At 43.2% G+C, this 13,325-nt stretch carries 9 protein-coding genes; 4 read left to right on the top strand and 5 right to left on the bottom strand.

What is annotated here, in order from left to right; all coding sequences use genetic code 11:
* The first annotated feature begins 68 nt into the window (after nucleotides 1-68).
* The 3 genes from FTV50_RS00250 to FTV50_RS00240 all read left to right on the top strand — a co-directional run bounded on the left by FTV50_RS00250 (nucleotide 69) and on the right by FTV50_RS00240 (nucleotide 4,003).
* On the top strand, nucleotides 69-1,439 hold the full coding sequence (locus FTV50_RS00250) for a uracil-xanthine permease family protein (protein WP_078191151.1): 1,371 nt from the start codon (nucleotides 69-71) through the stop codon (nucleotides 1,437-1,439).
* Between the two features lie 66 nt (nucleotides 1,440-1,505).
* A complete protein-coding gene (locus FTV50_RS00245) occupies nucleotides 1,506-2,540 on the top strand; it encodes a methyltransferase (RefSeq protein ID WP_180023116.1) in 1,035 nt (344 codons plus the stop codon).
* The gene (locus FTV50_RS00240) at nucleotides 2,540-4,003 is read left to right on the top strand and encodes an amino acid permease (RefSeq protein WP_180023115.1); all 1,464 of its coding nucleotides are present in this window, start codon (nucleotides 2,540-2,542) and stop codon (nucleotides 4,001-4,003) included. Before FTV50_RS00245 ends, FTV50_RS00240 begins: the two co-directional genes overlap by 1 nt.
* A 240-nt stretch (nucleotides 4,004-4,243) precedes the next feature.
* Here FTV50_RS00240 and ligA read toward each other — a convergent pair whose 3' ends face one another.
* The 5 genes from ligA to FTV50_RS00215 form a co-directional block, all read right to left on the bottom strand.
* Nucleotides 4,244-6,277 (bottom strand): NAD-dependent DNA ligase LigA, encoded by a 2,034-nt coding sequence (ligA, locus tag FTV50_RS00235; protein ID WP_180023114.1) that lies wholly within the window; start codon nucleotides 6,275-6,277, stop codon nucleotides 4,244-4,246.
* A 98-nt stretch (nucleotides 6,278-6,375) separates the two neighbouring features.
* Nucleotides 6,376-7,419 (bottom strand): cell division protein ZipA C-terminal FtsZ-binding domain-containing protein, encoded by a 1,044-nt coding sequence (locus tag FTV50_RS00230; RefSeq protein ID WP_180023113.1) that lies wholly within the window; start codon nucleotides 7,417-7,419, stop codon nucleotides 6,376-6,378.
* Between the two features lies 1 nt (nucleotide 7,420).
* Entirely contained in the window at nucleotides 7,421-10,870 is a 3,450-nt protein-coding gene (smc, locus tag FTV50_RS00225; protein WP_180023112.1) for a chromosome segregation protein SMC, read from the bottom strand.
* Nucleotides 10,871-10,880: 10 nt separating this feature from the next.
* Entirely contained in the window at nucleotides 10,881-11,576 is a 696-nt protein-coding gene (locus tag FTV50_RS00220; protein WP_180021411.1) for a GntR family transcriptional regulator, read from the bottom strand.
* 147 nt (nucleotides 11,577-11,723) lie between these two features.
* Nucleotides 11,724-12,536, bottom strand: a complete 813-nt coding sequence (locus tag FTV50_RS00215) for a sulfite exporter TauE/SafE family protein (protein ID WP_180008514.1) — start codon at nucleotides 12,534-12,536, stop codon at nucleotides 11,724-11,726.
* Between the two features lie 29 nt (nucleotides 12,537-12,565).
* On the opposite strand from FTV50_RS00215, the gene FTV50_RS00210 reads away from it, so the two are divergent.
* A complete protein-coding gene (locus tag FTV50_RS00210; RefSeq protein WP_180023111.1) occupies nucleotides 12,566-13,321 on the top strand; it encodes a biotin--[acetyl-CoA-carboxylase] ligase in 756 nt (251 codons plus the stop codon).
* The last annotated feature ends 4 nt before the right edge of the window (nucleotides 13,322-13,325 follow it).

Genomic DNA, 13,325 nt, shown 5'->3' with positions numbered 1-13,325 from the left:
CTTTTGGTTTTGTAAAGCTGTGTAAACAGATTAGAATAGCGCCACCTAGCCTTAATTTTCAGTGCCGCATGTCTGATTTAAACCAATCTCCCGAAGCAAAAGATCAACTCGATTTAGTCTATGGATTGAATGATCGACCAAAACCTTTTATTGCTTTTCTCGCTGCGTTCCAACATTTATTGGCCATTATTGTCCCAATTGTGACGCCGGGTCTGCTGATCTGTTTGGCACTTGGTGTGTCAAAAGAAGACACCAATATGATTCTGTCGATGTCATTGGTGATCTCTGGTATCGCAACCTTTTTACAATGTAAAAAAGTCGGTCCATTTGGTGCAGGTCTCCTGATTGTACAAGGAACCAGCTTTAACTTTATTGGTCCTATTATCGGTATTGGTTCTGCGATGGTTGCGGCAGGCACACCTGTAGAAGCAGTCATGGCATCTATCTTTGGTGTGGTGATCGCGGGTTCATTCATTGAAATGGGTGTGTCACGGATCTTACCTTGGGTGAAAAAACTGATTACCCCATTGGTAACAGGTATTGTGGTGCTATTGATTGGTCTGACTTTAATTAAAGAAGGTCTGATCAGCATGGGTGGTGGTTATCAAGCCATGGGCGATAAAACATTTGCCAATGCAGACAACCTCATCATGTCATGTACCGTTTTGGCACTGATCATTTTATTGAACCGTGTGCGTATTACATGGGTAAAAAGTTCTGCCATCCTAATTGCCTTAGTCGTGGGTTACATCCTTGCAGGCTTTATGGGTCATTTAAACTTTGATGGTTTAAAAGATGCGCCACTGGTTCAAATTCCAACACCGATGCACTTTGGCTTAAGCTTCTCTTGGAGCTTGTTTATTCCAATGGCATTTATCTACCTTGTGACATCTTTGGAAGCGATTGGCGATATTACCGCGACTTCTAAGCTTTCAAATCAAGCTGTAGATGGCCCTGAATGGATGAAGCGTATTAAAGGTGGTGTATTGGTGAATGGTGCAAACTCATTCCTTGCCGGTATCTTTAACACGTTCCCAAGTTCTGTATTTGCGCAAAACAACGGTGTTATTCAGTTAACAGGTGTTGCAAGCCGCTATGTAGGCATTTGGATTGCTGCCTTATTGGTTATTTTAGGCTTACTTCCTGCTGTTGCAGGTGTCATTCAGGCGGTTCCACAAGCCGTGCTTGGTGGTGCTGTGATGGTGATGTTCGGTGCTGTGGCTGCATCTGGTATTAATATTTTGTCAGGCATTCATTTAGACCGCCGCGCACTATTAATCATTGCGATTTCATTGGCATTGGGTCTAGGTGTTGCACAAGTACCACAAATCCTTGAACATCTTCCTGAATTGTTCCGTAATATCTTCAGTTCAGGCGTTGCCACTGGTGGTATCGCTGCCCTTATTTTGAATATTGTTCTTCCTGAAGTGAAGAAGTAAGTTCATTTGTCAAAGAACACTGCCTAGGTTCCGCCCTAGGCAGTGTTTTTTATGATGGAGAAATCTATGGATCTCACAAGTGAAGTCGTTATACGACAGATCGATTTATTACAAGATCGCGTGCTTTTCGTAAATGCACCGACAGATGACTTACTCAGTCAATTGAATGACAATATTAAGCCATCGATTTGGTGCTGGAATTTTAATGATTTTCAGTACTTTCAAAATCAACAGTCAAACGTCCATTTTGGTGTCGATTTTCCTGAAGGTCAGTTTGATCAAGCGGTTATTTTTGTTCCTAAATCAAAAGAACTGCTGAATTATTTATTACACAATGTGGCAAGTCACCTTGCTCAAGGTGCGTCTATTTTCCTCGTGGGTGAGAAAAAAGGCGGTGTTGAACGCGCAGCAAAGCAATTACAACCCTTTGGTAAAACCCTAAAAATTGATAGTGCGCGTCACTGTCAAATGTGGCAAACCCTATTGGAAAAAACTGTAGCACTGAAGCCACTGCAAGAATGGGTGCAAAAATATCCAGTAGAGACCCCAAATGGTGAGCTTACGATTTGCGCACTGCCGGGTGTATTTAGCCAGAACCGTTTAGATGTGGGTACGGCTACCTTATTGCCTTATTTATCACAGGTGACTTCGGGCAAAATTGCAGATTTTGGCTGTGGTGCGGGTGTTATCAGTGCTTATTTAGCCAAACTGAATCCTAAAAATCGTATCTTTGCCATGGATGTAGATGCCTTTGCACTAGCGTCTACACAAATGACATTTGAACAAAATTTGCTTGAACCTGAACAACTTGAGATTAAAGCGGTCACAGGAATCGAGGATGCTCCATTATTTTTACATGCCATAGTCAGCAATCCACCCTTCCATCAAGGGATTCAAACCGACTACAATGCCAGTGAAAATCTATGCAAAACTTCGCGCAGACATTTGAAGTCTGGGGGGGAGCTTTGGATTGTTGCCAACCGATTCCTCAATTATCCGACTTTAATTGAGCAACATTACGGTCAATGTACAATCAAAGCCGACCAACAAGGATTTAAAGTCTTGTTTGCGAGCACGCAAAAAAATCTTAAGGAACAATGATGAGCGAAACTCAAAAACCAGCTCAGCTTCAGCGTAAGTTGGGTGCTCGCCATCTCAACATGATTGCAATTGGTGGATCAATTGGTACAGGTTTATTCCTTGCCTCAGGTGCAACCATTGCCAATGCAGGCCCGGGTGGCGCCCTGCTTGCATACTGCTTAATTGGTATCATGATTTACTTCTTGATGACCAGTCTAGGTGAGCTTGCAACACATAATCCAACTTCGGGTGCATTCTTTACCTACGGCACCAAATATGTCGAGGGTGGTTTCGGCTTCGCTTTGGGTTGGAACTATTGGTATAACTGGGCGATTACCGTGGCATTTGAATTGGTTGCAGTCCAATTCATTATGAAATTCTGGTTTCCAGATATTCCGGGCTTTTACTGGAGCGCGATTTTCCTCGCAATCGTCTTTGCCATTAATGCGCTAACCGTAAAAGGCTTCGGTGAATCCGAATTCTTCTTCTCGCTTGTTAAAGTGCTCGCAATTGTTGCCTTTATCATTATCGGCCTGTTTATGATTGGCAAAATCATGCTGACACCGGGCGTAGAAACATTTGCCAATTGGAGCAAAGGTGAAGCCCCATTTGTTGGTGGTCTATCTGCCTTGATTGGTGTGGCCATGATTGCCGGTTTCTCTTTCCAAGGGACTGAAATGGTTGGTGTGGCTGCAGGTGAATCGAAAGATCCTGAAAAAACCATTCCTATTGCCATCAAGCAAATTTTCTGGCGTATCTTGTTGTTTTATATCGTGTGTATTTTCATTATCGGCACTCTTATTGCCTATGATGACCCACGTTTATTACAAGCAGCATCTACTGAAAATATTGCACTATCACCATTTACCTTACTGTATGAAAAAGCAGGTTTTGCCTTTGCTGCATCAGTAATGAATGCGGTGATCTTAACTGCGATTTTATCAGCGGGTAACTCTGGTATGTACTCCTCTACTCGTATGCTGTTTGATATGGCACGTAAAGGCAGTGCGCCGAAAGTCTTTGGTCGCTTAGATGCACGTGGCGTACCGATGAATGCGCTTTATGCAACAACGGCGATTGCGGCACTGTGCTTCTTAACCACATTTATCGGTGAACAAGCGGTCTTTAACTGGTTACTGAACATGTCAGGTATGTGTGGCTTTATTGTGTGGCTCGGTATTGCAGTTTCACATTATCGCTTCCGTAAAGGCTACTTGGCTCAAGGCAATAAATTGGAAGATCTTGCTTACCGTGCAAAATTCTTCCCATTTGCACCGTGGTTTGCCTTTATTTTATGTACCATCGTGGTCCTTGGTCAGAACTATCAAGCCGTTTTAGATGGTGAGTGGTTAGCCGTTGTTTCTACCTATATTGGTATTTTCTTATTCCTTGCCATTTGGTTTGGCTATAAGTGGAAACACAAAACCAAGTTGGTTTCATATCAAGAAATGGATGTAAAACCAATGAAAGTTGATCAAGAATAATGTGATCACTGAATAAAAAAAGCAGCTCCTAAGCTGCTTTTTTTATGGCTAAAATCGTATCTCAATACATTCACGCTTTAACAAAATGCTTAGTGTCTATTTAAAGTACGCTGTCTCACCTATAACCGCCAATTTATCTACTCATTCGATCATTTTTAAGCGCTCAAATAAAAACGCCCAATGCAATGCATCAGGCGTTTGTTCAAAATTAATCACCTTTTCAGGTTTGATTTTCAATACTTAAGAAGCATTATGCTGTTGTACAAATCTAATAAACTCTTCTTCGCTCATCACAGGTACACCCAACTTTTCAGCCTTTTCTAATTTAGAACCTGCCTTTTCACCTGCAACTACACATTTGGTTTTACCCGAAACACTACCACTGACACGTGCGCCTAAGGCTTGAAGCATTTGCGTCGCTTCATCACGACCCATGGTACTCAATGTCCCAGTAATCACCCAACTCTCGCCATTCAGTGGCTGACGACTTGGTGCAACGGGTGCATCCCAATGAATCCCAGCTGCCAACAAACGATCAACCACTTCAAGGTTATGCGGCGCTTGGAAAAAATCGACAATCCATTCAGCGGTAATATCACCAACGTCTGGCGTTTTTTTCAAGGATTCGAGATCTGCATGACGAATCGCATCAAAGGTTTGGAAGGTATTGGCGAGCATGCGTGCCGTGGTTTCACCCACGCCTCGAATGCCGAGTGCATAAATAAATGCACCTAGTGTCGTTTTCTTACTGTTTTCAATAGAATCGATGAGGTTTTGAACCGACTTTTCACCCATTTTTTCAATGGTCAGTAATTTTTCACGATGCTTATGCAAGCTATAAATATCAGCAACATCTTTGAGCAGATCCAAATGTAAAAGAGATTCCGCCCAACGATCGCCTAAGCCCTCAATGTCCATAGCTTTACGCGATACAAAGTGACGAATCGCCTCAATACGCTGTGCAGCACAGTACAAACCACCTGAACAACGTGCCAAGGCTTCTCCTTCGGGCATCACCACAGGTGAAGAACAGACAGGACAACATTCGGGCAATTGAACTTCAACTGTTTCTACAGGTCGAAATTCAGGCCAAACTTTTTCCACTTTGGGAATCACATCGCCACTACGGTAAACACTCACGGTATCGCCTACACGGACATCTAGGCGGTGAATTTCACCAATATTATGAAGAGTGACATTGGAAACCGTTACCCCTCCGACTGCCACAGGGTTTAAACGTGCGACTGGGGTCAAAGTGCCTGTACGCCCCACTTGCCAATCAATATTTTCAATCGTCGTCAGCGCTGCGACTGCAGGGAATTTATATGCCGTTGCCCAGCGTGGCTCACGGCTTAAAAAACCTAAAGTTTGCTGCTGTTTCAAACTATTCACTTTAATCACCATGCCATCAATTTCAACACTCAGGCTTGGTCGATCAATGATCATTTGCTCATACGCAGCTTGTACGTCCTGAATGCTGTCACATATAAAGTGACGTTCACCGACAGCAAAACCAAACTGTGTCAGCCATTCTAAGCTAGCAGACATGGTGGTTTGACCATGATGTGGTTCGCACTGTGCAATGCCATAAGCATAAAAAGCCAAGGGACGCGAAGCCGCAATTGCAGGATCGAGTTGACGTAAGCTTCCTGCTGCTGCATTTCGTGGATTGGCAAAGGTTTTTTCACCTTTGGCTTCGTTTTCAGCATTAAGCTTTTCAAAGCCTGATTTTGGCATCAGAACTTCACCACGGACTTCAAGCAGACTTGGAATTTCAGTCTGTGTAGAGGTCAGTACTTTAGGTAAATTACGAATGGTTTTTACATTTTGGGTAATGTCTTCCCCTGTTTCACCATCGCCCCGTGTCACACCACGGACTAAAATGCCATTTTCATACCAGAGAGAAATCGCCAGCCCATCAAATTTTAATTCGACATCATATTCAATTTTTTGATTCGGCAAGCGCTCTTCCGCACGACGCGCAAAGGCAAATAAATCTTCTGCATTAAACACATTCCCCAATGACAACATGGGTACTGCATGGGTTACAGATTCAAACTTAGACAAGGCCTTTCCACCCACTTTTGTAGTTGGTGTATCAGGTTGTACTAAATCAGGGTATTGCTCTTCTAAAGCTTTTAATTGGTGAAAAAGTTGATCATATTCACTGTCCTCAATTTCTGGCGTGTCCATAACATAGTAGGCATGGTTATGCTTCGCCAAGAGTTGAATCAGTTGTCGCATCTGTGCAACGACAGTGGATTGTTGTGTCATACATTCACCATAAAAAAGGGCGGTTCATGCTCCGCCCTCAAATTTCATTATCTGTTGCTATTATAGAAACCCACTCGGTGAGTTTCAATCAAAGACGCTTAGACTTCGATAGCTTGACCTTGACGATAATCAATGGCTTGATGACGCCAATGTTCACGCATCTGCGGTGTAAATTCTTGGTTATTTTGATCATACACAGTACCGTCAATTTCACGGGCAATTAGACGTGAAATGCTATCCATGGTATCAAAGGCATTTTGTACATCGCTGTGTGGCAGCGCCAAGAAGAAAGCCAAACCTTTTACTTCTTCAGTCGATAAAGTTTCAAGATCAAAACCTTGCGCAGCGCCATCATTATTCATTTGCAATACAGAGAATAATAACTTTGTACCTTCTTCATCATAGCGATGGAAACAGGCCATTTCGCCAAAACGCAGGCCATATTTGAGTAAAACTTTTAATGCTTTTTCACCTGACAATGCACGGCTATCTGGGAAAACATTTAAGGCGATATAAGTTTCCGCAGTTGCTAAAGCACTTTCTTCATCAACAATTTTTTGTTCATGTAAATGAGCATCCAAAATACTGCTTTCTTCATCAAAATCGCTGATTTCAGCTTTTTCAATTGCGCTATTTACACTAAACTCTGGCGCTTTTTCCGCAGGAACAGCGTCAGCCTGAACGTGTGTCGCAGCAGTCGCTGCGTCATTGGCATCGGCGGCTACAGATGCAACAGTTGTAGATTCAGTTGCTTCTGTAGACAATGTACTGTCTTCTGTTGCAGTTTGAGCGTTTTCAACTGAAACGGGATCTGTCGTTGTCGTCTCAGTCTTTGCCGTAGCCTCAACACTCTGCTCTGCTTGTTCCGTTGCCGTTGCTTCTGGCGTTACATTTGCTTGAACAGCTTCAACCGCTGTAACTTTTTTCTCAGCCAAAGTCGGCTCTACACGTGGCGTGGTTTCAGATGTATTTAACTGATTTCGTACATGGCGCGGAATAACAGGTTGCTGACTATCAGGATTAATATGTAATTCGGTGTCAAGTGATGGCGCTGCATCTGCAGGTTTACGAAACATCATTCGAATACCCACAACCATGATAATTACAGCGATTACAATCCCAGCTATAGTGGTGATTTCCATGTTATGCCTCCGCAGCTAAACCGTATTCTTTGGCTTGCTCTATATTCACAGTCACTAATTTTGAAGTTCCTGGTTCTGGCATGGTCACACCAAGTAAGTCAGTTGCCATTGTCATAGCCAGTTTATTGTGTGTAATGTAGATAAATTGCACTTGTTCTGAAAGCTCTTTTACAAGATTACAAAATCTTCCTACATTTGCATCGTCTAAAGGTGCATCGACTTCGTCTAAAACGCAAAATGGTGCAGGATTTAGGCGGAAAATCGCAAAAACCAAAGCCAATGCGGTCAGTGCCTTTTCACCACCTGACAATAATGCCAAAGAGCTATTTCGTTTACCCGGTGGTCGTGCCATCAGTTTTACACCCGATTGCCAACCATCTTCAAGGCTTAAACTTGCTTCACCACCATTAAATACTTTCGGAAACAACGCTTGAAGTTCTGTATTGACCTTATCAAAAGTGGTCATAAACAGCTTCCGCGTTTCCTGATCAATGCTTTTCATCGCAGCTTGCAGTTGTTCAACGGTCTTTTGCAAGTCATCAATTTGGTGGCTTAAATCATCAAAGCGTTTAGAAACTTCAGTATATTCTTCTGCCGCAGCCAAGTTGACTGCACCCAATTTATCAAACTGCTGCTGTGCTTTTTCTAGTTTTTGCTGATGGGATACCACATCAATGCTTAAGCCCGTCAGCATTTCGCTGTTCATTTCTTTCAGCTGTTCAGAATAATGCTGTAAATCAGACTGCGCGGATTGCCAAGCCAGACGCTTTTCTTCCAATTGCATACGCAATTTTTCATCTTGCTGTTGATGTGAATGGCGTTGTTCCGTCAATGTCTGTTGTTTGCTCTGAACATTATTGAGTTCAAGCTGCCAGTCATTCCAGGTTTTTTGTAAACGTTCAGTGACTTGGGCCTGTTCAGAATACTGGGACTCAAGCGCAGGCAATTCTAACTGTACCGGATCGACAAATTTCTTTGCCTGCTCCATCTGTCCAATAATTTGCTGAGTTTGCGCTTTCAAAAAGACCGTGTCTTTTTCTAATAATTCAATCTGTTGTTTCGTCTGTACAGACTGACGACGCACGATTTCCAATTCTTGCTGACTGTGTAATGCCAATTGTTGAGCACTTTCCAGCGCTAGACTCAATTCCTCAACTTGGAATTGCAAGGTCTTATAATTGGGCAAGGCTTGCTCAAGCTTCATTGTCAGCGCATGCAGATCAATTTCCAAATCGTCTTTTTGCATGGCATCTTCTTCAAGCTGTGCTTCAAGTTGCTGCAATTGATCTTCTAACTGCTGCTTTTGTAAAGCAAAAGCCTGATTGGAACTTTGTACCTTCGCAATGGCAACATCAGTATTTTGAATGTCTTTTTGCCAAGTTTTTAATTGGCTGTGTTGCTGTTGCAGACTTTGCTGTAAAGCTTGTACGGCATTTTGCAACTCAGGCAATTGGCCTTCTAGTTGCGTTAGCTTTGGCTGCTGCTCTGCAAGTAATTCATTCAATTCATCTAAGCGAATACGGTGGCTCAATGCACCTTGCCCTGCTTGGCTGTCCTCATCATAATCTAGACCAATCACCCAATCTGCACCGACATGATAACCATCGAGCGTGAGTATTGACTGACCTGCGGCCAGTTTAGCCTGATGGCTCAATGCCACCGTCAATGTTTCAGCAATCGCGACCTGCTGCCAGATCGAAAGTTGAGGGGCTTCAATCCACGTCGCCAAAGCGTCTAATCCAACGATTTGTACTGCGGTGTGGTGATTGCCTTTGACCTGACGTGCAATACTGTCTTGAAAATTATCACTGTGTCCTAAGACTTGGGCACTCAGCCATTTAGACAAAAATTTTTCGACCAGTTGTGCATGCTGTTTACCTTGTGTGCTCAACTGCAACTGCTGCATTAAATGTTGACGCTGGCTTTGCTGCTTTGGACTGGCTTTAATCATCAATTGATTTAGGTTTTTTTGCTCTGACAACAACACCTGTATTTCTGACTTTAGCTGCAGCACCATATTTTTATGCTGTGCCTGCTGTTCTTGTGCAGCTGCAAGCTGTGTCTGCGTTTCGGCAATCACCTGCTCTTGTTGCGTAATTTGTTGTTCGAGCTGTTGCTTATCTTGCTGATACTGCTCCAACTCATCTTGCTGCGCCTGATGCTGAATTTGACCTCGTTGCTGTTGCAGAGTCTCACGTTGTTGCTCAATACGACCAATATTTTTGGTCAATTGTTCACTCTGCGCCAGCATCTGTAGCTTTTGCTGTTGCTGCTTTTCAACTTGCCCACGGCATTGTTCAAATTGTTGAACCGCTTGTTGATGCTGAGCTTTCAAATCGGCTAACTGCTGGGTCTGTTCCTGACTACTGCTTTCTTGACGCTGTAATTGTTCAACAAATCCATCTTGTTGTTCTTGCAGCGTTTCCAGTTGTAACTCTAATAGCTGTAAACGTTCTTTGGTTTGCGCTTTTTGCTTTTCAAGCTCCACCAAACTTGCCGAATTTTGTGCAAATAAACTCTGCTTTTGCTCCAGCGTCATTTTCAACTCAGACAGTTTCTTTTCCGCCTGTTGCCATTCGCTTTGTAATGGCGTGGACTGTTGAATAAGCCGTTGAAATAAAGCACTGGTGGAAGATAAGTCATGCTCTAGAGTATTCAGCTCAGAACGAACCAGTTTGAAGGTTTCCCCGAGCTCATTCATCTGAAGCGTGTATTCTTGCTGTAAACGCGTGCTTTGTTCACATTGGAAAGACAACACTTCGATCTTAATGGTACGAATTTGGGTTTCTAATTCTTTGTATTGCACCGCCGTTTCAGACTGGCGTTTTAAGGTTTTCAGCTGAGATTTCAGTTCTGATGCAATGTCTTCGAGACGTTCTAAGTTTTGAGTGGTGTGTTCTAGATGCTGTAAAGTTTCACGACGACGAGCTTGATAGCGAGAAACCCCAGCGGCTTCTTCAATATACACACGCATTTCTTCAGGTTTGGCATCGACCAAACGGTTGATCATGCCCTGTTCAATAATCGCATACGAACGTGGACCTAAACCGGTACCTAAGAAAATATCGGTAATATCACGACGGCGGCATTTGGTGCCATTGAGGAAATATTCGGATTTACCATCACGATTGACCTGACGACGAACTGCTAGTTCAGTATAGGCATTATAAGCGCCACCTAGCTTGCCATAGGTATTATCAAAACGCAGTTCAACACTCGCCATCCCGACTGGTTTACGCTTTGCCGTTCCGGTAAAAATAACATCTTGCATGGTGCCACCACGCAATTGACGGGCACTGGACTCCCCCATAACCCAACGAATGGCATCAATCACATTGGATTTACCACAGCCGTTCGGTCCAACAACCGCACTACGGTTGCCTTCAAATTTTAGAGTTGTGCTATCGGCAAAAGATTTGAAGCCGGAAAGTTTTAAACTGCTTAAACGCATAATGTCCTGATCAGCGGCGTGAACGTCTCGCCCACGCTAATTCGATTTGTTTCATCCGTGTTAGTGATTCCAACACAAGGTTGCGTAAGTGTCGACAAAAATCTTCCATAAATAAAGTGGCTTGATGTGATTTTCTGATTAAAACTGCATCAGTCACTAATTTAAACAAATCAAAAGATTCTTGTATTTCACGTCGTGAAATATTCAGTGTCAGAAAATAACTACGTCTGAGTGATGGCAACAATTCTTGGTAATAACGCATCAGGTAGGTATTTCCCACCATTTCATGCTGACGAGCCATGCCCTGAAAAATCAGATCATAAAACTTTTCAGTATTGCCTTGGCGAGTTTCCACGTCTAATTGTTCAAGTAATAACTGAATACGCTCAGCTTCATGGCTGCGCCACGTTTCCGCCATACGATGCACAATTTGGCCCAACAATAATGCTGCAATATCAAATAATGAGCGCACTTGTAAAGCCGACATTTCAGAGACTAAGGCGCCACGTCGCGGGTAGATTTCAATGAGCTGGGTCCGTTCTAAAATCAATAAAGCTTCACGAACAGAGCCACGGCTCACATCCAATTCGGCCGCAATTCTGAGTTCCTGAATACGCTCGCCTTCGACCAACTCACCGCGAATGATTTGTTCACCGATGTGTTTGGCAATTTGTTCTGACAAACTGTCCGCTTCTTGTTGTTGCATACTGTTCCTATCTTTTTTTTATAAGATGCAATGTTCAGATTTACACTCAATCTATTTGCATTAGAAACGATAAGCAACCTAATTGAACATGACATTGTCTGACAATCTTGTGTCAACAAAGCCAATTTTGTCAGTCAAAACGGACAATCAAGCGCCAAAGGCTTGCACACCTTGATAAATAAAATAGCAACCAACTGTTGTTAATAAGCATGCAAAACAACGCTTTAGCATAAATGGCGACAACATATGAGCCACTTTCGCACCCAATTTCGCAGTGATAAAGCTCATTACACTAATCCCGATAAATGCATAAATATGGATATAACCAATAGTATTGGGAACCACGATATCGGCTTGATGACCAAACCACATAAAGCCGAGGGCCCCAGCAATCGCAATCGGTAAACCACATGCAGCAGACGTTGCGACCGCTTTTTGCATAATGACGCCATTTTTATTCAAATATGGGACGGTTAAGCTGCCACCACCAATACCGAAGATCGCAGAGGCAATCCCAATACCACCCCCTGCTGCCATTTGCATGGCTTGTGAGGGTAAATGTTTATTCGGATCGACTGGTGTCGCTGCACCGCGAAACATTTTAAAGGCCACCCAGACCGCAAAAAAGCCAATTAACAGTTGCAAACCCTGCCCTGATAAATAATCTGCAATGCCTGCACCGAGAAATGAACCGATCACCAAACCCGGTGCCAAATTCCGAAAGACATTCCACAGCACGGCACCTTTTTTATGATGCGCCGAAACCGAGCTAAGTGAGGTGACAATAATCGTGGCTAAAGATGTGCCCACCGCCATGTGCATAATCACACTGGGATCATACTGAAGTTGGGTAAAGACGATGAATAAAATCGGTACAATAATCAGGCCACCGCCAACACCAAATAGCCCCGCAGCAAAACCAGCGATTGCACCAATCAGTAAATATATGATTAACTCCATCAATATTATTCCACAACTCTCAGATTCAAATGGATTTAGAGACCAGACACTTACAGCAATTGCTGAGCACAGTACCTCAACCGCCTGAAGTTTTATTACTGAAGCCCATAACAACATCGACCAATGACGATGTCCGTGAGATTGCCAAAAAAGGCATTCAACATGTTTTGGTATGCAGTGAAGAGCAAACTCAGGGGCGTGGGCAACGCGATCATCAATGGGTCTCACCCGTTGGTAATATCTATTTAAGCACATTGCTGAATTTACAGACAGCTATAGATGGGCGGCTTGCACTCGAAATAGCCTTAAATATCTTACAAATGCCTAGTTTGCAAAATCTCGCATTACAAGTGAAATGGCCCAATGACCTATATAGCCCACAAGGCAAATGGGGCGGGATTTTGATTGAACCAATTTCGCCACATCAAGCGATTGTCGGCGTGGGCATGAACTTATTTCCGATTCCATCCACAGGAATTGAGCAACGCGCAACGTCGTTATATGAACTCGGACTTCATTCGCCAAACCGTTTACAGTTAATCGCTGAACTCTATGCAGCGATTCAACTTGCAGGTGAATGGTTCGATCATAACTGCTATAACCTCGCTGCAAGATTCAACCATTATGCTGCATTTATGCAACAGCCTGTTGAGCTTGAACACCTACAAGGCAAAAGCCAAGGTCTCTTTCTCGGTATTGAAAATGATGGTTCGATCAACATCCAAACTTCGCAGCGCTTAGAAAATCATTTCCAAGGTCGCTTACGTTTAGCAGATCAATCATAAACAG

Source organism: Acinetobacter sp. YH1901134, from assembly GCF_013416965.1.
GTDB classification, from domain to species: Bacteria; Pseudomonadota; Gammaproteobacteria; order Pseudomonadales; family Moraxellaceae; genus Acinetobacter; species Acinetobacter amyesii.
This window is presented reverse-complemented; position numbering and strand designations above follow the sequence as displayed.